Annotated in this window: 32 protein-coding genes and 1 tRNA gene; 30 read left to right on the top strand and 3 right to left on the bottom strand. The window is 41.6% G+C overall.

Annotated elements, in window-relative coordinates:
- Window positions 1-16 precede the first annotated feature (16 nt).
- Genes MHI11_RS15855 through MHI11_RS15815 form a run of 9 tightly spaced genes read left to right on the top strand, consistent with a single transcriptional unit; the run spans window position 17 to window position 5,749 of the window.
- A complete protein-coding gene (locus MHI11_RS15855) occupies window positions 17-1,105 on the top strand; it encodes an XkdF-like putative serine protease domain-containing protein (RefSeq protein ID WP_044140772.1) in 1,089 nt (362 codons plus the stop codon).
- A gap of 22 nt (window positions 1,106-1,127) precedes the next feature.
- Window positions 1,128-2,051 (top strand): phage major capsid protein, encoded by a 924-nt coding sequence (locus MHI11_RS15850; RefSeq protein ID WP_044140771.1) that lies wholly within the window; start codon window positions 1,128-1,130, stop codon window positions 2,049-2,051.
- A gap of 13 nt (window positions 2,052-2,064) precedes the next feature.
- Window positions 2,065-2,448, top strand: coding sequence for a protein YqbG (gene yqbG, locus MHI11_RS15845; RefSeq protein ID WP_044140770.1), 384 nt, complete (start codon window positions 2,065-2,067; stop codon window positions 2,446-2,448).
- Window positions 2,445-2,801, top strand: a complete 357-nt coding sequence (locus MHI11_RS15840) for a YqbH/XkdH family protein (RefSeq protein ID WP_044140769.1) — start codon at window positions 2,445-2,447, stop codon at window positions 2,799-2,801. The genes yqbG and MHI11_RS15840 overlap by 4 nt, the downstream gene beginning before the upstream one ends.
- Window positions 2,798-3,295: an HK97 gp10 family phage protein gene (locus tag MHI11_RS15835; RefSeq protein ID WP_044140768.1), complete on the top strand. Its 498-nt coding sequence runs from the start codon at window positions 2,798-2,800 to the stop codon at window positions 3,293-3,295. The genes MHI11_RS15840 and MHI11_RS15835 overlap by 4 nt, the downstream gene beginning before the upstream one ends.
- A 4-nt stretch (window positions 3,296-3,299) precedes the next feature.
- Window positions 3,300-3,755, top strand: coding sequence for a phage tail terminator family protein (locus MHI11_RS15830; protein ID WP_044140767.1), 456 nt, complete (start codon window positions 3,300-3,302; stop codon window positions 3,753-3,755).
- Window positions 3,742-3,954 (top strand): hypothetical protein, encoded by a 213-nt coding sequence (locus MHI11_RS15825; RefSeq protein ID WP_003212736.1) that lies wholly within the window; start codon window positions 3,742-3,744, stop codon window positions 3,952-3,954. The genes MHI11_RS15830 and MHI11_RS15825 overlap by 14 nt, the downstream gene beginning before the upstream one ends.
- A 3-nt stretch (window positions 3,955-3,957) precedes the next feature.
- Entirely contained in the window at window positions 3,958-5,304 is a 1,347-nt protein-coding gene (locus MHI11_RS15820) for a phage tail sheath family protein (RefSeq protein ID WP_044140766.1), read from the top strand.
- Between the two features lies 1 nt (window position 5,305).
- On the top strand, window positions 5,306-5,749 hold the full coding sequence (locus MHI11_RS15815) for a phage tail tube protein (RefSeq protein WP_003213309.1): 444 nt from the start codon (window positions 5,306-5,308) through the stop codon (window positions 5,747-5,749).
- Between the two features lie 285 nt (window positions 5,750-6,034).
- Here MHI11_RS15815 and MHI11_RS15810 read toward each other — a convergent pair whose 3' ends face one another.
- Window positions 6,035-6,124, bottom strand: a complete 90-nt coding sequence (locus MHI11_RS15810; RefSeq protein WP_080772987.1) for a putative holin-like toxin — start codon at window positions 6,122-6,124, stop codon at window positions 6,035-6,037.
- A gap of 152 nt (window positions 6,125-6,276) precedes the next feature.
- Here MHI11_RS15810 and MHI11_RS15805 point away from each other — a divergent pair, with 152 nt between their 5' ends.
- The 19 genes from MHI11_RS15805 to MHI11_RS15715 all read left to right on the top strand — a co-directional run bounded on the left by MHI11_RS15805 (window position 6,277) and on the right by MHI11_RS15715 (window position 21,449).
- Window positions 6,277-6,717 carry a phage tail assembly chaperone gene (locus MHI11_RS15805; RefSeq protein WP_012011040.1) on the top strand — a complete coding sequence of 147 codons (441 nt, stop codon included), beginning with the start codon at window positions 6,277-6,279 and terminating at the stop codon, window positions 6,715-6,717.
- A 41-nt stretch (window positions 6,718-6,758) separates the two neighbouring features.
- The gene (locus MHI11_RS15800) at window positions 6,759-6,896 is read left to right on the top strand and encodes a hypothetical protein (RefSeq protein WP_088002055.1); all 138 of its coding nucleotides are present in this window, start codon (window positions 6,759-6,761) and stop codon (window positions 6,894-6,896) included.
- Entirely contained in the window at window positions 6,897-10,940 is a 4,044-nt protein-coding gene (locus MHI11_RS15795) for a transglycosylase SLT domain-containing protein (protein WP_340961503.1), read from the top strand. It begins immediately after the preceding gene.
- The gene (locus MHI11_RS15790) at window positions 10,933-11,601 is read left to right on the top strand and encodes a LysM peptidoglycan-binding domain-containing protein (RefSeq protein ID WP_106066345.1); all 669 of its coding nucleotides are present in this window, start codon (window positions 10,933-10,935) and stop codon (window positions 11,599-11,601) included. Before MHI11_RS15795 ends, MHI11_RS15790 begins: the two co-directional genes overlap by 8 nt.
- Window positions 11,602-11,613: 12 nt before the next feature.
- A complete protein-coding gene (locus MHI11_RS15785; RefSeq protein ID WP_111911917.1) occupies window positions 11,614-12,624 on the top strand; it encodes an XkdQ/YqbQ family protein in 1,011 nt (336 codons plus the stop codon).
- Complete coding sequence (locus MHI11_RS15780; RefSeq protein ID WP_034659738.1) at window positions 12,621-12,887, top strand: DUF2577 family protein; 267 nt, start codon at window positions 12,621-12,623, stop codon at window positions 12,885-12,887. The genes MHI11_RS15785 and MHI11_RS15780 overlap by 4 nt, the downstream gene beginning before the upstream one ends.
- A 14-nt stretch (window positions 12,888-12,901) precedes the next feature.
- Window positions 12,902-13,324 carry a DUF2634 domain-containing protein gene (locus MHI11_RS15775; protein WP_044140762.1) on the top strand — a complete coding sequence of 141 codons (423 nt, stop codon included), beginning with the start codon at window positions 12,902-12,904 and terminating at the stop codon, window positions 13,322-13,324.
- Window positions 13,317-14,366: a baseplate J/gp47 family protein gene (locus MHI11_RS15770; RefSeq protein ID WP_340961498.1), complete on the top strand. Its 1,050-nt coding sequence runs from the start codon at window positions 13,317-13,319 to the stop codon at window positions 14,364-14,366. Before MHI11_RS15775 ends, MHI11_RS15770 begins: the two co-directional genes overlap by 8 nt.
- Window positions 14,350-15,273, top strand: coding sequence for a YmfQ family protein (locus MHI11_RS15765; RefSeq protein WP_340961496.1), 924 nt, complete (start codon window positions 14,350-14,352; stop codon window positions 15,271-15,273). The genes MHI11_RS15770 and MHI11_RS15765 overlap by 17 nt, the downstream gene beginning before the upstream one ends.
- A gap of 11 nt (window positions 15,274-15,284) precedes the next feature.
- Entirely contained in the window at window positions 15,285-15,668 is a 384-nt protein-coding gene (locus MHI11_RS15760; RefSeq protein ID WP_044140760.1) for a phage tail-collar fiber domain-containing protein, read from the top strand.
- A 14-nt stretch (window positions 15,669-15,682) separates the two neighbouring features.
- A complete protein-coding gene (locus MHI11_RS15755) occupies window positions 15,683-16,561 on the top strand; it encodes a hypothetical protein (RefSeq protein ID WP_340961494.1) in 879 nt (292 codons plus the stop codon).
- Window positions 16,562-16,570: 9 nt separating this feature from the next.
- On the top strand, window positions 16,571-16,900 hold the full coding sequence (locus tag MHI11_RS15750) for an XkdW family protein (RefSeq protein WP_340961492.1): 330 nt from the start codon (window positions 16,571-16,573) through the stop codon (window positions 16,898-16,900).
- The gene (locus MHI11_RS15745) at window positions 16,897-17,070 is read left to right on the top strand and encodes a hypothetical protein (protein ID WP_003212881.1); all 174 of its coding nucleotides are present in this window, start codon (window positions 16,897-16,899) and stop codon (window positions 17,068-17,070) included. The genes MHI11_RS15750 and MHI11_RS15745 overlap by 4 nt, the downstream gene beginning before the upstream one ends.
- Window positions 17,071-17,077: 7 nt before the next feature.
- Complete coding sequence (locus tag MHI11_RS15740) at window positions 17,078-18,562, top strand: hypothetical protein (protein WP_340961490.1); 1,485 nt, start codon at window positions 17,078-17,080, stop codon at window positions 18,560-18,562.
- Between the two features lie 79 nt (window positions 18,563-18,641).
- Entirely contained in the window at window positions 18,642-18,854 is a 213-nt protein-coding gene (locus tag MHI11_RS15735; RefSeq protein ID WP_106029229.1) for a BhlA/UviB family holin-like peptide, read from the top strand.
- Window positions 18,855-18,865: 11 nt separating this feature from the next.
- A complete protein-coding gene (locus MHI11_RS15730) occupies window positions 18,866-19,129 on the top strand; it encodes a phage holin (protein ID WP_340961487.1) in 264 nt (87 codons plus the stop codon).
- 62 nt (window positions 19,130-19,191) lie between these two features.
- A complete protein-coding gene (locus MHI11_RS15725; RefSeq protein WP_340961485.1) occupies window positions 19,192-20,262 on the top strand; it encodes an acyltransferase family protein in 1,071 nt (356 codons plus the stop codon).
- Window positions 20,263-20,321: 59 nt separating this feature from the next.
- Window positions 20,322-21,146, top strand: a complete 825-nt coding sequence (locus MHI11_RS15720; RefSeq protein ID WP_340961483.1) for a peptidoglycan-binding protein — start codon at window positions 20,322-20,324, stop codon at window positions 21,144-21,146.
- 114 nt (window positions 21,147-21,260) lie between these two features.
- Complete coding sequence (locus MHI11_RS15715) at window positions 21,261-21,449, top strand: hypothetical protein (RefSeq protein ID WP_340961481.1); 189 nt, start codon at window positions 21,261-21,263, stop codon at window positions 21,447-21,449.
- 54 nt (window positions 21,450-21,503) lie between these two features.
- Here MHI11_RS15715 and MHI11_RS15710 read toward each other — a convergent pair.
- Window positions 21,504-21,576 (bottom strand) — tRNA-Ala (locus MHI11_RS15710).
- Window positions 21,577-21,648: 72 nt separating this feature from the next.
- Complete coding sequence (gene cudC, locus MHI11_RS15705; RefSeq protein WP_340961479.1) at window positions 21,649-22,206, bottom strand: choline uptake/conversion transcriptional regulator CudC; 558 nt, start codon at window positions 22,204-22,206, stop codon at window positions 21,649-21,651.
- A gap of 207 nt (window positions 22,207-22,413) precedes the next feature.
- On the opposite strand from cudC, the gene betB reads away from it, so the two are divergent.
- Entirely contained in the window at window positions 22,414-23,883 is a 1,470-nt protein-coding gene (gene betB / locus MHI11_RS15700; RefSeq protein WP_340961477.1) for a betaine-aldehyde dehydrogenase, read from the top strand.
- Window positions 23,884-23,910: 27 nt separating this feature from the next.
- Window positions 23,911-25,119, top strand: a complete 1,209-nt coding sequence (locus MHI11_RS15695; RefSeq protein ID WP_044140747.1) for an iron-containing alcohol dehydrogenase — start codon at window positions 23,911-23,913, stop codon at window positions 25,117-25,119.
- The last annotated feature ends 232 nt before the right edge of the window (window positions 25,120-25,351 follow it).

The following is a 25,351-nucleotide window of genomic DNA, read 5'->3' as shown; positions in this document are numbered from 1 at the left end:
GAAAGGGGGTGAACATATGCCAAGAGAACTAAAAAACGCTAAAATTACGCATGTTTCCTACGTGGACAAAGCAGCGAACAAGAAGAAATTCTTTTTGATGAAAGCAAAGAAAAAGCGGCCTGACTTTCAAAAGGAGGTCAGTGTCCTGACAAAGGCAGAAGATGCTCATCGCCTCGTGTACGGTGTCGTGTATGAGCCGAATACGCCTGATGCACATCAAGACTTTATGACAGCCAAGGAAATTGAAAGAGCGGCACACGGCTTTATGAAGGATGCCCGTCATATTGACAAGCAGCATGATTTTCAGGATGGTGTTGGCGAAGTGGTTGAATCATATATTGCTCCGGCTGATGTTGAAGTGGGCGGGGAGCTCATTCGCAAAGGATCTTGGGTGCTTGTGACAAAGGCTTCCCAAGAGATTTGGGATCAAATTCAGAAAGGCCACATTACAGGCTATTCAATGGCTGGAACGGCGGACATCGTCGCCATAGAAGAACAAGATCAGCTTCTATCTCAAGATACAAATGAGAGAGGGCTTTTTTCTTTGCTGAAAAATTTCTTTTTAAAAGAGGAAGGTGCAAACATGTCACAACCATTTTGGAACGTTTTAGACCATCTGCTGGAAACCTTACAGTCAAGTGATGGTGATGAGGCGGAAGTAAGAGCTGCCTTAGAACAGCTCATTCCAATCATGCAGGACATCCTGAAGTCAGAGGATGTCCTTCAAACGATTGGTGAAAGGCCAGCAGACGTACAAAAAGAAGAGGCCGCTTTGACGACGGATCAAGTACGAGAGCTCGAAAAAGCAAAAAAGGCCATCGAAAACGTCTTGCAGCAGGCTGAACAGCAGGAAACAGAACAAACAGGGGAAGAACCTGTCCAAAAAGTGCTCGAGCAAGTCGTTGCACCGATTCGTCATCAGCTCTCTTCCTTAGAGAAATCAGCCAGCAGAGAAAAAGCAGCGATGCAGGAAGTGCTTCAGGAGCAGCTTTTGCCTATTTCAGAGCGGATTCACATGCTTGAAAAGGCAAGGGGCATATCAAAACAAACAATCCACGATACACAAAACGACACGACAAAACCCATATGGGATGGCTTACTATAAGCCGAAATAAGGAGGAAACAGTGTGAGAAATCAAGAGTTGATTCGCAAGGCCGAAATGACACTTGCCAGCTTAAAAACCGGCGGTCTCATGAACGCAACCCAATCCAACACATTCATTAGAATGATGCAAAACACACCGACCGTTTTAAATGATGCACGCATCATTCCGATGGAAAGTGATTCACAAAAAATCGAAAAAATCGGCTTTGGCCAGCGTATTTTGCGTCCAGCAGAAGAGGGCCAAGCGCTTGATGCGAAAGACCGTGTTGTCCCAGCGACAAGCACTGTCCAGCTAAATGCAAAAGAGGTCATTGCAGAAATTCATATGACCTACGACAGCATTGAAAACAATATTGAAAAAGACGGAATTCAGCAGACCATTATGCAAATGCTGGCTGAACGAGCGGCCGTTGATATTGAAGAGCTCATTGTCAATGGGGATACGACTTCAGCAGACCCGTTTTTAGCCCAAATGGATGGCGTGAGAAAACAAGCAGTATCTCATATTGTTGATGCAAATGGAGCGGAAATTAGCCGCCAAATGTTTAAACAAGCCTATAAAGCGATGCCGTCAAAATATTTACGTGTACCTCAGGATTTCCGTTTCTACACATCCCCAAGTTTAGAGGTGGAATGGAAGGATCAAGTAGCAAACCGTCAGACAACTCTCGGAGATGCGGTGATTCAAGGCGGTCTTTCTTCTGCATTCGGTGTGCCGGTCAAAGGTCTTGCCAATATGCAGCCATATGACGAAGCGGGAACAGACGTATCAGATATTTTGCTGACACACCCTAAAAATATTATCGTAGGTTTTTCTCGTCATATTCGAATTGAAGTAGAAAAAGATATTCGCAGCCGGAAATTTATTATTGTCTTAACAGCGAAGCTAGACAGCAAATTTGAGGAAGAGGATGCTGTAGCAAAAGTGATGAAAGTGAAAGAGTAGGTGAAGGCAGGTCATGATTATTTCTCCTGAAGAACTGCAAGCCTATTCTGTATTTGAGCGTGTGAAAAATCGATCTGTAGAAAGACTGACAGCAGATATTATCGAAGCAGAAGCTGCGGTATTTCAGATCGTAGGTCATGATTTCTCAAGCGGAAAATATCAGCCCCTCCCTGAAAAAGCAAGAATCGCATTATTAAAAATGGCTCAATATTTTGCCATGCTGAATGATGATGAATCTATGATGAAAGGCTTTACGTCAGAAAAAATGGGTGATTATTCATATGCGAAGGCAGCTGATCAAGTGAAAGGCAAACCTTATGTATATGCCCTGCTTGTCGATTACATTGAACCATCATTATCGGGCGGCAGTACCAAATTAAAGGTGAGATCATTATGAGTTATCAATCTCTCTTAACAGACCGCTGTGATCTTTTTCACCTTGAACATCAGGAGGCTTCCCGAGGAAAATTTGGGATTCCAGCTGATGACTTACAAATGACTCTTTCCTATCCCGATGCGCCTAGCCTGACGGACCTGGCTTGTTATGTCATAGAAAAAAATCAGTCACTTGTGCAAGAAGAGCCGAATACAGTGATTTATCAATCTTATCTTGTCCATTTTCCTTTAGCAAGTGATATTCGCCTACATGACAAAATGGTGTGGAACGGCGTCTCACTTAAGTTGCAGCAGCCCAAAATAATGAAAAATCATCACATTGAAGTGATGGCAGTCAGGAAGGAAAATCTATGAAAATTGATGGACTTGACCGGCTACTTTCACAGCTGGAAACAGCGTGTGCTGGCGGCTTAAAAGCAGAATATCAAGATTGGCTAGAGGATATGGGCCTAGAGCTTTTGGACATCATTCAGGATGAGCTAATCAAGGAGAATGCTGTCGATACAGGCCGGCTTCTAAGCTCCTTTACGCAAGGAGACAAGGAGAATCATTTTCTCATGTCAAAAGGTGGTCTCACACTTGAAGTGGGAACGCAGCTTGAATATGCCTCCTATGTCAATGACGGACATGCTACTTCTTCAAGTGGAGAGCGAAGATGGGTGCCTGGCAGGTGGGCTGGCAGCCGCTTTGAATACGATCCGAATGCAAAGACAGGAATGATGCTTGCCTCTCAATGGATAGATGGAAATGGCTACTGGGATCATGCTGTCATGCTCTATGAGCAAATGTTTGAACGGTCGCTGGATCGAAAGCTTCAAAGCTGGTTCGATCGACATTTTGGGAGGTGATGAAATGAATCAAGAAGTCGGGGCAATCATGCATTATATTTACACACACTTTCCTGTGACAATGTATGATCGACTTTTACCAGAGCGTTTTCAAGTACCATCCGTTTATGTGCCGCCCGTAACAGTGATCAGCGGTCCAGATACGGTATCTACGTTTATGAAATCTTATTCGCTGCAAGTGAAAGTGTTTCATATGGATTCAGAAAAAGCGCATGACGCGGCAGAAACGATTGTTGATGCATTGCTTGCTGATCGTCAAATGATTCAGATGATGAGTGAAGATGGAGAGGTGCTTGATGATTATGTCCGCATAAAAAGAGTGGAAACCAAAATGTTAGATCAAGGCGTAGCAGCGATTGTCCTGACGTGGGATAGCAGTTATTGGTACAACCGAGACAAACAAGCAAGCCTTGAAGATATCAATTTCTCAGATGGGGTGATCAAACGTGAGCAAGACTAAAAAAGCAGAGCCCGCTCAAACAGCTGGTGAAGAAAAAGAATTTGGCTTTTCATTTGAAGCCTTAAAGGAGCACAGTAAGGATCTTTTTGGGGTTAAACCAGAAATCCTTGAAGGTGCTCTTTTTTATATCAAACATCAACCAATTACAAAAACAGAAGCGAAAAAGCACATTGATGCTTTTTTGTCCAAGGAGGTTTAAAGGATGAACGGAGGCACATTTACACCAGGTACAGAGAAAAAGCGTCCTGGCATTTACTTTAATTTTAAAACAACAGCAGAGCAGCGAATTACTTTAGGCGATCGAGGTACGGTGGCACTTCCTCTTGTGATGAGCTGGGGAGAACCAAAAACCTTTATTTCCGTTTCCAATATGGAAGACTTAAATAAAAAGGTTGGACTTAATATTGATGACAAGTCGCTTCTTCTTTTCCGTGAAGCAAAGAAAAAAGCGCAAACGGTTTTGCTTTACCGCCTAAACGAAGGGGAGCCAGCCAAAGCTGAAATCTCAGAAAACTTTGTGGTCACAGCCAATTATGGCGGTCTAAAGGGAAATGAGATCACCATCCAAGTGACAGAAAATGTACTCGACAGCACAAAACGTGACGTCATCACTTATCTTGGTACAGATATTGTGGATAAGCAGGTTGTCACGGATGTTAAAGATCTTGTGAAAAACAAATATGTTCAATTTTCTGGTGAAGGTGAAGCAGTTATCACAGCTGGTGTGGCACTAAGCGGCGGAAAAAACGGTGTGGCAAGTGTCGCAGATTATACAGCTTTCCTAGAAGCAGCAGAAACAGAATACTTTGATGTCATTGCGCTCCCAGTCGATAATAGTGAGCAATTAAAAGCAACCTTCGCTTCATTTATCGAGCGTCTACGTGATAAGCAAGGACGTAAGGTGCAAGGCGTTGTCGCTAACTATGCAGCTGACCAAGAAGGCATCATCAATGTGACAAGTGGTGTCGTGCTGGAAGATGGAACAGAACTAACACCTGCTCAAACAACAGCTTGGGTCGCAGGTGCAAGTGCAGGTGCAAACTTCAATCAGTCACTCACCTTTGTGGAATACGAAGGAGCAGTGGATACATTAGAACGCCTTGATAATGATCAAGTAGAATACCGATTATCACAAGGTGAGTTCCTCTTCACCTTTGATGCGAGAGACCGCACGGTGAGTGTTGAAAAAGATATTAACTCTTTAACAAGCTTCACAGCTGAAAAGAATCAACAAATAGCGAAAAACAAAATCATTCGTGTGCTTGATGCCATCAACAATGATTTGACGTTTGAATTAAAAAATCTGATTAAATTACGGAAAGCCAATGGCAATGACATTCCAGCATCCGATGATGGAGTGCAACTTGTGAAAACACTGATTACACAGTATCTCACACAGCTTCAAGATGGCAGCGGCATTACAGGCTTTAACTCAGAAACAGATATCGTCATCGGTCTCAATGAAGATCGTGATGGATTTATTATCGATCTAGCTGTTCAACCAGTAGATGCAGCAGAAAAATTCTATTTCAATGTGGAGGTGAAGTAAGATGGCTTTTAAAGCGCAAAATACAATTTCAGGTAAAGAGGGTCGTCTTTTCTTAGAAGGTGAGGAACTTGCCTTTATCAAAACGTTTGAAGCAAACGTGGAAAAAAACAAATCAGAAGTCAACGTGATGGGCCGCCGAATGACTGGTCATAAAACAACTGGGGCAAACGGAACAGGAACGGCAACATTCTATAAAGTTACGTCTCGTTTCGTTCAATTAATGCTCAACTATGTGAAAAAAGGGGAAGATCCTTATTTCACTCTTCAAGCTGTGATTGACGATAAATCATCAGGCCGAGGTACTGAGCGTGTGACATTATTTGATGTCAACTTCGATTCAGCTAAAATTGCTGGACTGGATGTCGATTCAGAAGCACTAGAAGAAGAAGTTCCGTTTACGTTCGAGGACTTTGATCTTCCTGAAAAGCTGAAGAATTCCTTTTAATGAACAAAAGGCATACAAATGACGAAAATATATGTTGTTTTTATTTTATTCAACGATATGGTATAATTTTTCATAGTTACAGAGTAGCTACAAAAGAGTGACTGTGTAACCCCAAAAAGTTTCTTAGAAATATGTTTACATGCAAAGTACTTTGCATAAAATAAAAAGAAGCTAGGATGCGTCAACATCCCGGCACTGTACAATTTGGCCCTCAAGGGGCTGGCTAATCGAATAGGATACTTTAGGATAGACTTCCCTTTTACCTACCAAAGCTCAAGGGGGAGTCTATTTTTTGTCTATATACGTCAACAGGGTTATGATAAATGACCCGAAAGCAAGCATTAACATTAGTGCTTGAAATGTTGACATGAGCATCACCCCCTTCCTATCGGGGGATGAGCCAGACACCCTTGAGCTAGCCGTTCAATTGTACAATTTAAATTATACATGAAAAGATTGGAAAGCACATTCAAAAATGGATGTGCTTTTTTGCATTCAAAAAAACATAACAAAGGGAGTTTTTAAACATGAGCGAAAAACAAACATTTGATCTTTCATTTTTTATGCCAGGACAAACAGTAGAAGCAGAAGAGGTCAAAGTGCCAATTTCTAAGCGTTTTGTTGATAAAAAAGGGAATGTCATTCCTTTTGTCTTTAAAGCCATTACAACTGAACGCATTGATGAACTGGAAAAAGAAAACACCACGTTCAAAAATGTCAAAGGAAGAGGCCGTGTGAAAGACTTAGACAGCCAACGCTTCTACGCACGTATTGCCATTGAATCAACGATTTACCCAGATTTCCGCTCAAAGGAATTAAGAGAAGCCTACAGCACACAAGATCCAGTTGAAGTCGCAAAACGTGTATTATCTGTCGGCGGTGAATACGCAAACTGGTTAAACAAGGCCATTGAAATCAACGGATTCGAAGACGAAATTGAAGATTTAGAAGAAGCAGCAAAAAACTAATAAAAGATGGGGATAAAGAAGCCGTGTTTTTATATTACGCCATGCATGAGCTTCACTACTCCCCATCTGAACTCCTAGATTTATACGAATCACCAAGACCGTTCAAAGCACTCCTATTCGGACTCATCAGCTACAAGCTAGACATGCTAGAAAAAGAAGCAAAGAAAGGAGGGAAATAATTGGCGAAACTCACTGCACGATTTGAATTAGAAGACAAAGTATCGAAGAAGCTGCTGCGAATACAAAAGCGATTTCAAACATTTGAGAAGCAGCTCAAACCATTTAGAAAACCGGTGAAAATAAATCTGGATATAGATGACAAGAAATTAAAAAACTTCAGTTTATCGCTTCGGAAAATGTCAGTGATTTCCATGAGACTAGATCAAGGAATCTTTCGTGATCTTAAAGCATTAAACAATCAGTTAAATATGCTCCCGAATCACTTGGTCATATCCATTCAAGCGAAGGGGCTAAATGTCATTAAATCCAGCATAAATCGTTTAAAGCAAGCGGGAACAAGCCCCATTATGCTGACGTTTAAACTAAACGATCGATTGTCAGGTAAAATGTCATCAATCAAAAAATCTATCTTTCAGCTCATGAACAGAACGTACTATATGAGATTAAACATGGTTGACCAAGCCACCGCTGCAATTCAACGAATCAAAAAGACACTCAAAAGCTTGACGATGTCTAAACACGAAATCAGAGTGTCTGTTCAAGACAATGCAAAGAGTAAGTTGAAAAAACGAGATCAAGCAGAGTCGGTTGTGAAAGAACAAAACATCAAAAAAGAGCCTGAGGCTGTTAGTCCGTCAGTGAAAACGGAAGATTCTAAACAGAGCTGGCTCCAGAACCTTGCCAATAAGGGATTAAGTGAAATTCAAAAATATGCGGGTGATGTTGCAGATAAAGTGAAGGAAAAATTGAGTCCTAGAAAGTTTTGGGATGAAAAGGCACTTCCTTGGGTTGAAAATAAAATAGAAGAGTACAAGCAAGATGTGATTGGAAGAATTAAAGAGAAGATTAAATTTAATCCTGAAAAAAAACTAGATCAATTGGTGAAGGCTGGATTAGATCGACTCTTAGGTGCAAGTGATCAATCAAGTGAAAGTACCACTCAGGCTCCAACAACAGCACCAACATCAACACCAACAACAGCACCAACATCAACACCAACAACGGCACCAACATCAACACCAACAACGGCACCAACAACAGCACCATCAAATCCAGCTCCCAAAACGAAACCTCAGTCTCGAGGTGGAAAAGGCTTGTTTCGCAATAGTTGTTGCCCCTGCTGTGCAAGAGGTTTAAGCAGGGGAGGATCTACTAAAACTAAAAATCGAAATGGTCGCTCACCAAGACAGACGAGAAATCCAAATGCTACAACAAGAACCGAAATGAATAGAAGACCTCCAAGTAGATTAGGGAAACTGAAAACAAATGCCGGCAAATTATTTGGAAAAATCCCTACTGGACTAAAGAAAGGTGCGGGTATCGCAGCTTCAGCTGGCGGACTTACGGGTTTAGTGAAAGGTAGCAAGGGGTTAAGTGGATTAGGGAAAGCGATGAAAAGTATAGGTAAAGGGAGCGGCAAGTTATTAAAGAAAGTACCTATTCTAGGAAGTGTACTTAGTGCAACAAATCTAATCGGTATGAACAAAGAGAATGCTGGTGAAAAGATTGGTACGACTGGAGGCGGCATCGCCGGCGGAATGGCAGGTGCAGCAGCAGGTGCAGCTATTGGAAGCGTAGTCCCAGGGATAGGTACAGCCATCGGCGGTCTAGTAGGCGGCATCGCTGGAAGTATGGGCGGAGAATCTATCGGTGAAACAATTGGAAAATGGTTTGATGGAGGCGGATTTGAAAAGATTGGCCAAAAAGCCATTGAAATCAAAAATCAAATTGTTGAAGTTTGGTCAACAGTCGTGGCTTGGTTCACAGAAAATGTATGGACGCCACTAAGTGATACAGTCGCTACAGTAGCAACAACCATCTGGACAAATCTAGTCAATGCATGGACATGGATACAAGAAACGTTCAGTGCAGTAGCGGGCTGGTTTATCGAAAACGTTTGGACACCGCTCAGCGACACAGTCGTTACGGTAGCAACAACCATCTGGTCAAGTCTAGTCAATGCATGGACATGGATACAAGAAACGTTCAGTGCAGTAGCGGGCTGGTTTATTGAAAACGTTTGGACACCACTGAGCAGTACAGTTGTTACAGTCGCTACAGGGATTTGGACAGCATTATCAAATGCATGGAAAAAGATACAATCAATCTTTGGAGCTGTATCGTCATGGTTTACGGAAAATGTGTGGAATCCACTTGTAGATACAGTAGGAACCATTAAAGATAGCATCGGGAAAAAGTTTGAAGAAGCGTATAAAGTGGTGACAGATATATGGGATGGATTATCCAAATGGTTTGAGGACAACATTCAAAAGCCGATTGTAAAAGTAGCAGAAGCTATTGGTGATGGGTTTTCTAAAGCGTTTGGGTGGGTCAAAGATTTGTTTAATAAGGCTGGCGGTGGGGTTGATTTTGTATTGAAACATGTCTTTGGAGACCCTGATAAAAAAGCCACAGGCGGCTATATCACCCAGCCAACCTTATCATGGGTCGGTGAAGCAGGTAACGAATTTGTCATTCCAACTCAAAATAACCGAGGGCGCGGGAAGATGCTGCTTGCTCAGGCTGCTTCTCATCTTGGAATGTCTGTTATGCCAAGCGGAGTAGCTGGAAATCAAGAAGTATCAAGCTCTCCAGCTCCTACAGCAGTAGCTTCATCATCTTCTGTCGGTTCAATAGACGGATCGGTCTCGATGACTGGGAACATTCAAGCCTCCAGCATAGGCGAGCAATTTAATAAGGATTTTGAACAAGGATTAAATCAAAAAGTGATTACACTTGATCAATGGAAACAAAAGAATATTCAGCAGCCTTTTGGTCAATTGACCTCAGACTCAAATAAGTATGGTCAGCAAACAGTTGTTGCTTTTGCGAATGGTCAGCAGATGACACCTACAGGAACAGACAGCTTTTTGCAAAGTCGTGTAAAAGCACCATACCAACAAGTGATGACAGCATCGCCAACTTGGGGTTCTGGAACGGTTAGTGGTTTTGCCACAGGTCAAAATGCCACATCAGTTGGTACTAGCCAATACGTAGATCAGCACATCAAACAACCATTTCTACAAGCAAAACAAGAATCACCAGGCTGGGGCTCAGGAATGATGGATGCCTTTAACAGTGGCATGCGTTCAAAAGCAAGTGAAGTCACACAAGCCGCCAAAGAAATGGCGAAGAAAGTAGAGCAGGCGTTTAGAGAGGAATTAGACATTCATTCCCCTTCACGCGTCATGATGAGTCTTGGGAAATTCGCATCGATCGGTGTCGTCAAAGGACTCGACTCAGTTGATGTGAAAAAGTTTGCTGAAAATCAGGCTGGTTCATTAATTGGAGCTTTCAGCGGTATGGGGGCTTCGGGTCTTAGTGTTCAGCAATGGCTCATGGCAGCTCTCATGGCAACTGGCACATCGATGAACTGGCTTCCAGGTCTGATGACCATTGCGCAGCATGAATCGAATGGAAATCCGAGAGCAATCAACTTATGGGATTCCAACGCCAAGAAGGGAACGCCTTCTAAAGGCTTAATGCAAACCATTGGACCGACGTTTAACGCCAATAAAGGCAAGGGCATGAATGACATTTGGAACCCAATTCATAATGCCGTAGCAGCCATTAACTACATTAATGGCAGATATGGAACAGTCTTCAATACACCGGGATTACGAAGTATGAGAAGAGGCGGACCTTATAAAGGCTACGCAAATGGTGGACTGATTACTCAGGAGCAGGTTGCTAGAGTCGGTGAAGGAAACAAACGCGAATGGATCATTCCTGAAGAAAGAGGCATTCGCGGAAGGTATTTATTAACGCAGGCAGCCAAGGCACTTGGGATGCAAGTATATGATCCAGCAAATGCGTCTGCTCCTTTACCAGAATCACAGATGCAGCAAGTCACCTCAGCTCAGTCTTCTAGTCGTACAGCATCGTCAAGTAATAAGCAAATCACCATTCAATTCAATGGGGATCAGCATTTTCATAATGGACAAGATCAGCAATCGCTTGTCGAAAAAATTAGACAAATGCTCGTAGATGAACTGGAAGTAGAGCTTCATACAGGAACGAAGGGGGTCGTGATCGATGGGTAAATCAGTGTATCAATTGTGGATTTCCCAAGGAAAGGACAAGTTGCGATTCCCTGTCCTTCCATCTGAACTTGAAATCACAAATAACGTACAAAATGAAACGGTAAAGGTTGCCTCTTTTGGAGAACTGACCTTTATTGATGTCCCATCGGCTAAGCAAGTATCATTCACTTCATTATTTCCTAAGAAATATTCGCCAATTGCTGAATATAAAAGCATTCCATCACCAGAGAATGCGATAGCGAAAATAGAACGAATGATGCGTTCAAAGAAGTCTGTGCGGCTGATTGTAACGGGGACAAAAGTCAATATGACGTGCAGCATTGAAAGTTTCACCCATAAAGAAGGGTCATATGATATTGGCGATCGTGAATTTACGATCGAGTTAAAGGAATACAAAACCGCATCGCCTAGGAAAATCAAACGAAAGAAAAAAGCAAAACAAACGAAAAAGAAAAGGCCTTCAAAAACACCGCCAAAAATGTACACCGTCAAAAAAGGGGATACGCTATGGGCCATTTCAGGCAGGTTTTATGGCGACAGTACAAAATGGCGGCGTATTTGGAATGCCAATAAATTAGCGATGATTAAACGTAGCAAACGCAATATTAAGCAGCCGGGGCATTGGATTTTCCCTGGACAAAGGTTAAAAATACCACAATAGGGGGGGCTGGCATTGATCGAGCTTTTTGCCATCAGAAGCGGCACCATGTATGAGCTTGTCACAGAGAGTGTGACACTTCAGGGGCAAAGGTATCAAGCCCCTCGCTCTATTCAAGCAAATATTATCACAAAGCAAGGGAGTCAAACATATTACCGTGTCTCAGAAGGGGACACGGTTCTTTTTAAATGGAAAGGAAAAGAGCTGTTCAGAGGCATTGTGTTTTCTCGGACGCCTGTTGAAGGGAAACTGACCTTTACCGCATACGACATGCTTCAATATTTGGTGAAAAACCAAGATGTTTATGTTTTTTCAAAACAAAGAGCAGATCAAATCTTGAGACGGATTGGGGCTGACTTTCAAATTCCAATGACCTCCATCGCCAATACAGGTCATGTCATAAAATCACTAGTGTTTAAAAACGATACGAGCCTATATGACATGATTCTGAAAGCATTAAAAGAAACAAAGCGGCAAACCGGCAGAAACTATCAAATCTATTCTGCTAAAGGAAAGATGGGGATCAGAGCTTGGCCAGATCCAGAGGACGTATGGGTCATTGAATCAGGTGTCAATCTCATTGGCTATCAGTACAGCACCTCGATTGAAGAGACAGCCACTCGTGTCAAGCTGCGCACGTCTGCAGATGAACAAGGGAAAAATAAGAAAAAAGGCAGCAAATCAGAGATTGTAGTGGTCGAACAGGATAAAGCAGGTCAGAGTAAATACGGTATTTTACAACATGTTGAGACGGTTACAGGACAAATCAACCAGCCGCAGCTGCAAAAAAGAGCCAAAGTACGGCTGGCAGAGAAAAAAGGCGTGAAACAAGAAGTCAAAAGCATCCAAGCACTTGGCATTCCTGAACTGCAAAGCGGTCTTCCAATCTATTTAAAAATCCCTGAAATCAACGTGAAAAAAACCTACTGGATCGATCAAGACAAACATGAATTTAGTGGAGTGAAACACACCATGACAATAGATGTCGTTGAGAAAAATTCCATTCCAAAGGGTGATCAAGCGTGAGGTTAAGTGAAGCAATTAAACGATTAGCAGTGAATGCTGTAGATGCCGCCTCTCCAATTGATCTGGTGGTTGGAGAAGTCACGGCAGTTTCTCCTGTAAGCATCCGGTTAAATGAAAACCATAAATTGGTCATCCCGGAAGAATTACTGATTTGGCCAAAGCGCCTTAATAAGGGTGAGGATGATGAACTGAAAAGGGGAGACAGCATTATGGTGCTGGCAATGGCAGGAGGGCAATCCTTCTACATCATCGACAAATTGTAAGGGAGGTGATGAACGTGGCACTTTCACCAGAGGAAGAAATTGAGGAAACAGAAGAAGACGAAGAGGTGGAAACCTCGACGACGTATCGAATAGATGTTGAAACTAGCAGACTGACAGGCGAAACCATTTCAGGCATTGAAGCCATTCGTCAATTCGTTTATATGACACTTAGGACAGAGCGGTATGCACATCCTATTTACAGCCACGACATTGGCACTGAAATTCAGGAGCTCTTGACGGATACAGAAGCCACGGATGAATACAAAGAAATGGAGATTCCGAGGCTGCTAGAGGAAGCATTGATTGTGGACGAACGGATTGATCATATTGAAGAGATAGAGGTCACAAAGGAAAATGACTCGTTTCATGTCAAGCTAGCTATTGTCACAGATGAAGGCACATTAGAAATAGAGGAGGTGATGGAGAGCGATGTTTGAGGAACAAACGTACGAAGCATTAATGGAAAGAATGATAGACAGACTGCCAGATGACATAGATAAAAGAGAAAACAGCGTCATTTGGAATGCCTTGGCACCTGCTGCTGCTGAACTGGCCCAGTCCTATATTTGGCTTGATCAAGTATTCGAGCTGGTCTTTGCAGATACAGCACAAGGAGAGTTTCTAGATCGGCGGGCCGCTGAAGTAGGAATTGAAAGAAAACCAGCGACTAAAGCGGTTTGGTCCGCAGCTATTAAGCCGGAGGATATCAACATCCCAGCTGGCTCACGGTTTTTTATTGAAGACGTCTATTTCAAATATTCGAACGATGGCACGCTAGAATGCGAGACACCTGGCAGGATCGGCAATGGTCAATTAACAGATCAGCCGCTACTATCTCTTGATACAATCCCGGGGCTTGAATCAATTATCATGAAAGATTTGGTAATACCCGGACAAGAGGAAGAAGATGACGCTTCGTTATATGATCGCTACTTAATACGTGCTAGGCGGGAGGCTGTCAGTGCCAACAAGGCGCATTATAAAAAATGGGCTGAGGAAGTGACAGGGGTTGGCAGAGCGAAGGTATTCCCGCTTTGGAACGGAGAAGGGACGGTCAAGATTGTCATCACAGACGGCAATCTAGATGTTGCATCAGATCTGCTTGTTAAAAGAGTACAGGAATATATTGACCCAGTGCCAGGCGAAGGAGAAGGACAAGCGCCTATCGGTTCAAAAGCGACCGTCGAAAGCGCCAAATGGCTGAATATTGACATAGAAGTAGCCGTCGAACTTCAAATGGACTGGACCCTTGAAGGAGCGCAGAAAGAAATAGAAGAAAAGGTCAAAGCGCTGTTGAAATCAATCGCATTTGAAAAGAGTACCATTCGAATGTCCGCATTAAATGACATTCTGTACCATTCAGAAAGTGTATCAGATTATGCAAACGTGTTATTGAATGGGGAGTCAAAAAACTTAGTGTTACAGGACATTGAGATACCGCGTCTGAGGCAGGTGAAGGTTATTGAGCAAACAGGATGAAATGAAAAACTACTTGCCGCCATATTTTACAGAGATTTATGAAGTCGATCACCTGCTCAAAACAGAAGCGCCAGAGTTTGAGCAATTGGATGAATCCATTTTCGATTTAACGGATCAGTTCTTCCCTTTGACAGCGACATGGGGATTGAATAGGTGGGAAAGAATGCTGAAGGTGCAGCGAGAATCAGATGATTCCATTGAACTTCGCAGAGCACGCTTACTCAATATGATGTCAAACATTCCACCGATCACGTATCTTTCTTTAGAGAAATCGGTGAATCGTTTTCTCAAAAATCCAAGTGCCATCATCCGTCTGACCACCAATCGCTACCATTTCGCCTTACGTGTGAACCTAGATGATCTGCAAAACACTAGATATATTGTAGAAATACTTGAAACGTTAAAGCCGGCTCATTTGGCTTATACGTTCACTGCATTTCATCATACCGATGTACATGAAAAAAATGATCATCACGGGAGGCTCACACTGCGAAGCAGAGTGGGTTTTTTCGATCATATCCCAATTTTACTCAATGGTGAATTTTTATTAAATGGGTCGTTTTATCTTAGCGGAACTCGAGGGACAACCGATGTACCTGCTCGTTTTCGGCATTCGTTGAAGATGAGAATGCCGCTTCAGCACAAGTTAGAAACCACATATCGCATGAATTATGTCATGACTGGACCGGTACATGAAACAAGGCAAAAAGCGGCACTGACATTACGCACAAACAACCAGCTGTCACATCAAACCAAAAAGAAAATGACGTTCCGATTGCCAGTACATGTCCAAACTGAACAGGGCGGCAGCTTACTAATTAAGGATCATTACTGGATTCTCGACGGATCTGTTCCGCTGGACGGATCAAAAATGCTAGCAGCTACTTCTCAAAAAATAGAGCTATAAGGAGGATCACAATGGCTGATCAATTAACCGTAACAACACTATATGCACGTCAACAAATGGCAAAGGCAAGAGCAGAAGGAACAAAACTCACAAAAGTCGTCAAAATGGCATTTGGAAATGGCGGGACGAAGGATGGAAAACCGATCTCACTAGACGGCACTGAACAAAAACTCAAAAAAGAACTCGTCCAAAAAGAGATTGATTCGTTTACATTCATGGAACCAGCAAAAATCCGCTACACCTGCACGATCGCCGAAGGAGAACTTGCAGGAGAAGTCATCAACGAACTAGCACTTGTCGACGAAGTCGGCAAATTCACCGCCATCCGCACCATGACAGACAAACAAAAAGACGGCGACATCGAATTTGTTTTTGAGATTGATGATATTTATTAATGGAGGGGAATGAAATGGACATCAAATCACCTTTACCGTTTGAAACCTCTGACAAAGCACATGCCAACTTATTTAACCGGATGGTCGACACTCTAGTAGAGAATGACAATGCGCTCAGGCTACAAATAGAAGGAATCAAAAATGAAAGCTTATTTAAACTAACAGGCGATCAAGCCATTCAAGATGCATCAGTCAGCGGTGAGGAATATCCAGATGGCATTACGTTCATGGATATTGGACAAGCGAATGATACCGGATATCCTACGAGATTTGGCTTTGTGAAAAATGAAAAATATAGTAATTTTCGATTTGTTCAATTTTACTATGGGACTGGAAACGAAGCGGGCAATTATTTTGATAGCACGGGTACATGGTGCCGTCATTGGTGGACTGGATCGGGTTGGACCGACTGGCATAAGCTTTCTGGATTCTGTCATGCCAATATAGGTACAACTGGAAAACAGTTATTAACCAAAGGTGAGTATCAAAAAATCCTTTTTAATCGAAAGATAAAAGACAGTCATAACAATTTTGATATTAAAAATAATCGCTTCATCTGCCCTGAAAACGGAATGTATTCAGTGAATGCAGGTGTTTATATTGAAACCTTTCAACGATACGCAAACTTTGAATTATCGATCTATTTAAATGGAAGAAGATATAAAAATATTGCACATCAAAGACAGAGTCCGACAAGCCCATCTGATGTGTTGAGCTTTAGTATGGGACTTTATGGTGCTGCGAACGTACCTGCTAATAAAGGGGATTATTTAGAAATTTACATGTATGCAGGATATGACGGAGATGTTAGTCGTTATGTATCAGATAATTCAGGCTGGTACAACTATTTTGACATTACAGAAGTAGGAGGCAGAAATTTCCCGAGAGTATAGGAGGATTCTATGATTTTATATGAAGCCATTAAGTATAAATACCCCGATGCGGACCCGCAAAAGGACTTTGAACTTAGAAATGACGGAGACGGTTCGTATATCAACGAGTGGCATTTAGATGTGCCAAAGCCAACGGCAAAAGAATTGAAAGAATGGTGGAAGGAATCTCAAATCAATCCAAGGTATCAACCACCTCTTCCGCTAGATTATCTAGCACAAGAAGTAGCCAAAGAAAAACTCATGAGAAAACAGCTTGAACATCAATGTGATCATTTAACAAACGAAATAAAAGCGCTAAAAAATGAGATCCTTTTATATAAAGGAGAGCGTGAATCATGAATTATTGGGTGATGGCGTTGTATTTTAAATGGGTGACCCCTGAATTGGTCAAACAAGCGGTGGAACTAGGCGATTGTTCAATGGAAGATTTAAAAACAGGATATGAGCAAAGGATGCTCACTCTAGAGCAGCTACAAGAAATGGAACCAAGCATCAAAGCAAGGGAGTGAAAACTGAATGGAAATAAAAGAACCAAAACCTTTTGAAGTAAATGATAAAGCACATGCTGATTTGTTTAATGACATGGTCAAAGTACTTCTTGAAAATGATCATGGATTAATAGAGCAGTTCTTGAAACATACAAATGATTCGAGAGTACACGCATCTGAAACAGAAAAGAAGAAATGGAATCAATCTCAGTTATATAAAATGACGAATGATAACGGATCCCAGTTGGTCAATATTCCAGCTGGCGGCAGTATTTATAACGGAATTAAATCGTTAGGTGCCTGCTCTTTCTATGCCCCAGGTGGTTCTGGAGTAGTCGATTCTCCTGCTATAGGTAATGCTGCATTAAGAGGCTTTCAGCTTGTGGGTCAAAATAATATTGGCGTAGGAATCGCGATTGACACATCAGGCAATGCATTTTGTTTTTCCTATCATGTGAATGACATTGCGATCAATTGGCTGCAAATACCTAGTCAAAACGAAAAAAACAAATGGGACGCAGGACAACTATCTAAAATTACCGCTGACGATGGAAGAGCATACGAAAGAATTAATGCAAACGATCCTAGTATTTTGGATAAACTCATTAAATTACCGGGCGTGCATTCTTGGTATATCCACGAAGCACATCCTGATTTGCCGACAAGAAGTTCTATGAGAGCTTTATCAGTCTTTAGTGAAAATACCTATGGCTGGATTATTGGGGCAAATAATACAGGTGATGTGTACATCAATCGATCCACGACAGATGTTACCGGTACTCAGCAAGAATGGAGCGGATGGAAGAGGTTGAACGAGCATCCGTTATTGAAGGCGAATGGAAATAGAATGCTTATCCCTACTGGTACAGATATATTAACGCTGCCATCTGGCTTTTATTATGTCTCTGGAACGAACGCAGTGAATATGCCATCAACGACCGATGCTTCTTGGTTTAATGTAGATATTATAGAAACGGGAAATAATCGCAAAACATTTCATGTGAGTCGAAGCTATGATAATAGTCATTGGTACGGAACGACTCATACAGATGGGATTTTCAGAGGCTGGAAACGGATATTAACAGTGGAGGATATGTCAAATACTTCTTTTGTTGATTCGTATGATCAGAATAATTCTTCAACTGTAGCATCTGAAAATATTCCAACAAAACTCCTTTTTGGAGATACAAGATCAGATGATTTGGGCGAATATGATCGTTCACGGTCTGAAATTACTTTGAAAAATAGCGGCTTATATTTAATAAGACTTTATTTGACAAGTACGAATATTCCGGTTGGATCAGATAGTATTATCTCATGCTACGTGAATGGATCAGAATATCAACGCTTTGGAAATTGGAATCCAGTTATTTCATCCAGTGTCTATGTGATGTTCCTTCAACAAAAATTTAAAGCAGGAGATAAGTTAACATTTTATATTACTCCCAAAAATACTGGCAGAACCATCACTATTGGAACAGCTTACGTTACCTTATCTCAATTAAGATGGTAAAAAGTAAGTTACAATCCAGATCCGAAACGGACAAATTGGTGCAATGCGGGTAATTTATTTCGGGAAGAAGGTGATTCCAATGGAAGTAGATGTCGTCCAAAACTTAATGACACAAGGTCCTTTTGCCGTTCTCTTTTGCTGGGTTCTGTTCTATGTTCTCAACACAACAAAGGAACGAGAAAACAAGCTTAATGCACAAATCGAGGCGCAAAATGATGTGTTAGCAAAGTTTAGTGAGAAATATGACGTTGTGATCGACAAACTCGACAAAATTGAACGGAATTTAAAATAGGAGGAAAAATCATGAAGACATTCGACAAAGGCACTGTGATTCGCACATTGCTTCTTTTTATTGCGCTCATCAATCAAACGCTTGTCATGTTTGGACAGACGGTGCTGCCGATTAGTGAGGAGCAAGTACAAACCGCTGGTGAGGCACTATATGTAGCAGGTTCCACCATTTTTACGATGGTGACAGCCATTATCGCTTGGTTTAAAAACAATTATGTGACCTACAAAGGTCAATTACAAAAAGATACCCTGAAACAAAGAGGGCTAACAAAATAAATGTATAGTTGCGCTGGCTTCCTTCTTCATATATCCTAAAATTGGAGTTGGAGGGAAGCCAGTTGTTAGAAAAAGATTTAAAATTAAGTAATATAAAGGGCTTGTTGATTTTTCTAGTTGTTTTCGGACACTTAATAGAACTCAATAAACAGAATTATTATCAGCTTTTTGTGTTTATTTACGCTTTTCATATGCCACTTTTTATTTTTATCAGTGGGTATTTAGCTAAAAGAATGAAAGTAAGTAAAATGATTAATCTATTTCTTTTATACATTATATTTCAGTCGTTTTTTGACTGGTTTCTTTATTTTATAGGAGAATATAAAACCCTATCGTTTCATTATGGTAAGCCGCAATTTCATTTGTGGTATATCGTAAGTATGCTCTTTTGGTATGCACTAGCTTGGGGGTTATCAAAGTTAAGACTAAGTTTAATAGGGAAATTAAGTATCTTTATTATTATATTCATTGTCTGTTTTATTTCACGCCAGTACACAGGTGTGATCGTAAATACAGTGAAAGAGGTTTATCCGAATTTTACATCTTACACACTTAGTTATCAAAGGACAATTTCATTTGCACCCTTCTTTTTTGCTGGCTTTTTTATGACAAAGGAAAGCTTGAATGCTGTTTATAAGATTATAAAACCCTCAATGGCAAAGGTGTTACTCATAGTGACGGGATCATTAACAATTTTATTGATTGAGTACACACCAAACTTAGAATGGCTGTTTCGTGGCAGCTTTGGAATAAAACGATTTTTGGCTCATGATGAAAGTTATTTAATGAAAATGCTCCTTCATTATCTCTTGTCAGCTTGGATATGTTTGCTTGTTCTTATCGCAGTAAATAGTAAGAAGAGTATTCTAACAAAGTGGGGGGATTATTCACTAGGAATTTTCTTGTTCCATCCTGTTTTTGTGTTTATCTTAAGAAAGACTGAATTCATGAATGAATGGAGCGGAGATACTCAACTTGTTTTTTATTTCGCATTAGCATTTATCATTGTGAGCTGTCTAGGCTCCAATCTTTTTGCGGCAGTCAGTTGGTTCATTACTTCCCCATATAATACAATCAAAAAATTAACATCTTTATTAAAACCAAAAGCAGAAGAAAAAAATACAAATTTCTAAGTCCCTTAGCAGGGGCTTTTTTTAAGGCTCAATACACTAATCAAAGGAGAACAAAGAACATGGCTGAAAAAATTGGATTGCAAACTCTTATAGACCGTTCGGTTAGAAATATGGGTGCCGGCATTCACAGTGTTGTAAAAGAAACTGCAATTGAAATGATTAAGCAAGCATACAAAGAAGGTATCTATGTACAAATTACTTCTGGTTACCGTTCGTTTGCAGAACAAAATAAGCTTTACGCTCAAGGTCGTACCGCTCCTGGGAAGATTGTCACCAATGGTAAGGGTGGTCAATCAAATCACAACTATGGTTTAGCGATTGATTACGTTCTATTAAGTGCGGATGGGAAAAAAGCGCTTTGGACGGTTAACGAGAAATGGCGTCGAGTAGCGCAAATTGGGAAATCACTAGGGTTTTCGTGGGGTGGAGACTGGAAGAGTTTTAAGGACTACCCGCACCTTGAAATGATGGGCAGTTTGACTTTAACGCAGCTTCAAGCGGGTAAAAGACCTTTCTTGGTGTCATTTATATCAAATAAAGTTTCTGAAAAGCCAATTAAGACAAAGTCAGTTGGAAAATTATTAGCAAATGGCTCGATAAAATCTAAATCAAGTACATCTAAAAAGTTAGATATCTTGCCATCGGGCATCTTAAAAATAACCAAGCCCTTAACAAAAGGACCACAAGTCACTGCCGTGCAAAAAGCATTATCTTCTCTCTATTTTTACCCAGACAAAGGGGCAAAAAACAACGGGATTGATGGCTATTATGGATCAAAAACAGCGAATGCGGTCAAGCGGTTCCAGCTTATGAATGGTCTAGCGGCAGATGGGATATACGGTCCGAAGACGAAGAACAAAATCGAACGATTGCTGAAAAAGTGATCATTCATAAAGTGCTATCAGCAGGTGAATGGATTTCCCCTTGCTGATAGCTAACAAAAAATGACATCATTTGTGATATAATCGACCGAATCACTATCATAAGGGGAGAGTGAAATGAAAAAGGAACTGTTCCAAGTCATCATGCTGTCAGTGCTGCTCATCTATTTCTTTTATCACGGAATGACGAGTGATTATCCTGTGTCTTACACAAGCATTCTCATCACGGCTTATGTCTCTGTGATCGCGTACCGCATCATAAAGATATTAAGGTTAAGAAAAAACAAAGAACAAACAGAGCTGTAAGAAATAAATACATAAAAAAACCATCCTTGATTTCTCAAGAATGGTTTTTCTTTATGGAGCATAGCGGGATCGAACCGCTGACCTCTACGCTGCCAGCGTAGCGCTCTCCCAGCTGAGCTAATGCCCCGATGTGTTACGACATAATTTATTATAATCAATCCTCCTGTAAAATTCAAGCTTTAAAACGCACACACATCGTCTATTTATCTTTCTGATCAATCGGGATATAGTCAAAGATTTCCCCTGAATGAACAGAGTCTGCTAAACGTCTCAGCCAGTCATAGTAGGCTTTTGAACTTTCAAGCTGCTCAATCAGTTGCTGCGCTTCCTCTCTTACATGTTCCTCCAACTGATCATCACGAGCCACCTCTTGAAGCCGCACTTGCGCTTCTTCTATCGCCGCTAAATTGACCTCGACCTCTCGTTCCCACTTTTGTGGAAAGAAGTTCATGAAAAACTTAAAAAAGTCTTTTTCAGCAACAAAGCTGTGTTTTCTTCGTCCTCGGTGAAAGGTCTTTTTGACAATATTCATGTCTTGCAGTTTTTTCACACCTGTACTCATACTTGGCTTGCTCATTTGCAGCTCTTCACGCATTTCATCCAGCGTCATTTCTTCATTTAAATACATGGTCCCATAGAGAATACCAGCACTTCGTGTAATTCCATAGAGATCCATCGTTTCAGCTATGGAATCAATGACTAGATCTTTAGCAGCTAGAATACGATCCTCTGCTTGTGACTGCTCCTGCTTTTTCATCTTGTCCCTGCTTTCTATTTAGAGAATTCAATACGTTCAAAAAAATCTTTATGGACTATATGTTAACGAAAGAATGCAAAATGTCAAAAGAAAATGAAGCATATCTCCCTTTGACAGAAAAATTTGAACATGATACGTTAATTATGTTCAAAACGTTAAATTTTTATTTAACAAATTTATTGAAAAGAATCAGAGGAGGTTCCTTCTATGAGTCAAACACTATTTATAGATGGACAATGGGTTGGCGCCAAAAGTGGCGACACGCGGGATATCATCAATCCATTTAATCAAGAAGTGATCGCGACAGTCAGTGAAGGATCAAGAAATGACGCGCAGCTCGCCATTAAGGCAGCGAGAAAAGCCTTCGATCAAGGTGACTGGGCAAACTTGCCTGGACTTGAAAGAGGAAATATGGTGTTTAAGATTGCTGAATTAATTAGACGTGATCTTGATGAACTAGCCAAATTGGAATCGCTTGATACTGGTAAAACAGTAGAGGAAAGCAAAGCTGATATGGACGATATTGCGGACGTGTTCCAATATTATGCAGGGCTTGCCGACAAAGATGGTGGGGAAATCATTGCATCGCCGATCCCGAACTCAAAAAGTGAATTAGTCAGAGAGCCTGTCGGTGTATGCGGGCAAATTACTCCTTGGAACTATCCATTGCTTCAAGCGAGCTGGAAAATCGCTCCTGCTCTAGCGGCGGGGAATACAATCGTATTAAAGCCAAGTGAAATTACACCACTCACCACGATCAAAGTATTCAAACTCATTGAAGAAGCAGGCATTCCAGCAGGGGTTGCGAACCTAGTCCTTGGGCCAGGTGCAACGGTTGGTGATGAGCTTGCTGTGAATGATCAAGTAGATTTGATTTCATTTACAGGCGGTATTGAAACAGGCAAGAAAATCATGCAGGGAGCCAGTGGGAATGTGAAGAAAATCGCCCTTGAGCTCGGCGGGAAAAATCCGAATATTGTGTTTCAAGATGCTGATTTAGACGTAGCGGTTGACCAGGCAATGAATGCTGTGTTTTTCCATTCAGGGCAAGTGTGTTCAGCAGGTTCACGTTTGCTAGTGGAAGAATCCATTCATGATGAATTTCTAGAAGAACTGGTGAAGCGTACGAAAAAAATCAAGCTAGGCAACGGCTTTGATGAAGAAACCCAAAGCGGCCCGCTCATCTCAGCTGAGCATCGAGAAAAAGTAGAAAAATACGTCAGCATTGGGTTAGATGAAGGCGCCAAATTAGAAACAGGCGGAAAAAGACCTGACGCAGATGAGCTTTCAAATGGGTTCTTCTACTTGCCAACGATTTTCTCAGGCTGCACGTCAGAGATGCGGATTGTCCAGGAAGAAGTCTTTGGCCCAGTATTGACAGTTGAATCCTTCCGTACAGAGGAAGAAGTGATTGAGCTGGCAAACGATACGATTTATGGATTAGCAGGAGCCGTGTGGTCTTCTGATATCAGCAAGGCCGAAAGAGTCGCTCGTCAATTAAGATTAGGCACAGTTTGGATCAATGATTTCCATCCTTATTTCGCTCAAGCACCTTGGGGTGGATATAAGCAATCAGGTCTAGGACGTGAATTAGGGCGCACTGGGCTCGAGGAATATACGGAGCTGAAGCATGTATATCGTAATACAAAACCTGAAGCGATTCGTTGGTTTCAATAAAAATCACACATTTGGAGGAGATTCTATATGACATTAAATATGAAAATTGAAAGCATGCAGAAATTCCATACATTTGAAATTCCGACTGTCATCAAACATGGCATCGGTGCAGTGAAACATGTTGGGGAAGAAGTAAAAGCATACGGTGTCTCAAAGGTATTACTTGTAACAGACCCAGGTATTTACCTGGCGGGCGTGGTAGATCCAGTGATTGCTTCATTAAAAGAAGCACAAATCGATGTGGTGCTATTTGATAAAGTAGAGCCAAACCCGCCAGTCCGGTTAGTGAATGAAGGCTCTGCGTTATATGAAAAAGAAGGCTGTAATGGATTAGTTGCAGTAGGCGGCGGAAGCTCAATGGATACAGCGAAGGCGATCGGTGTAGAAGCGACGCATGAAGGCTCAGTCCTTGATTACGAAGCGGCAGAGGGAAAAAAACCGCTTGAAAAGAGAATTCCACCTTTAACCACTATTCCAACAACGGCTGGTACAGGTTCAGAAGTAACGCAGTGGGCAGTGATTACAGATGAAGAAAGAGAATTCAAATTCAACACAGGTGGCCCGCTCATTGCAGCTCACCTCACAGTCATTGATCCAGAGCTTCATGTATCCATGCCGCCTCATGTGACAGCAATGACTGGAATTGATGCACTTGCACACGCCATTGAATGCTATACAATGAAATTTGCTCAGCCTATTACAGATGCGGTCGCGCTCATGGCCATTGAATATGCAGCTCATTATATTCGCCGTGCCTTTGCCGATGGTGAGGACTTAGAAGCCAGATATGGAATGGCACAAGCTGCAATGCTTGCCGGACTTTCTTATGGAAGCGAATCAGCTGGAGCTGCACATGCGATGAGTCAAACACTCGGAGGCATTATTCCTGTAGCGCACGGTCAGTGTGTCGCAGCAATGATGGGACCGGTGATGGAGTATAACTGGAAAGGGTATCCCGAAAAATTTGCTCGTATTGCGCAAGCATTTGGAATTGATATTAGCCGAATGTCAACAGAGGAAGCCGCAAAAGCAGCAGTGAACTGGATGTATGATTTAGTGGAAGACCTAGAAGTTCCTTCATTAGAAGAACAAGGTGTATCAAAAGATATGATTGACCGCTTATCTAAAGAAGCAATGAAAGATCCGCAAACAATTGGAAACCCAAGAGATCTAAACGAAAAAGCGTACAACTGGATTTATGCTCGCTGTTTTGATCTAACACCTAAAACAGTGTAACAATGAAAAAAGGCTCCCAAAAGGGAGTCTTTTTTCATTGTTGACAAAGGGCTAAAATGATCTTTATTTTAGCCCTTTGTCTTCTTTTTAGCGTGATAGAAAACCTTTGAAGTCTAGGAAGGACGAGTACTGGAGCGGAGCGAATTTGACATTCGTGAGCACCAGCACGCAGGACTAACACCGAATGCGAGGGTTTGTCTACACGCTGAAAAGGCTCCCAAAAGGGAGTCTT

The sequence above is a fragment of the Bacillus sp. FSL K6-3312 genome (assembly GCF_038007485.1).
In the GTDB taxonomy this organism is placed as follows: Bacteria; Bacillota; Bacilli; order Bacillales; family Bacillaceae; genus Bacillus; species Bacillus pumilus.
The sequence above is the reverse complement of the archived record's forward strand: the minus strand, read 5'-3'. Positions and strand labels throughout refer to the sequence as shown.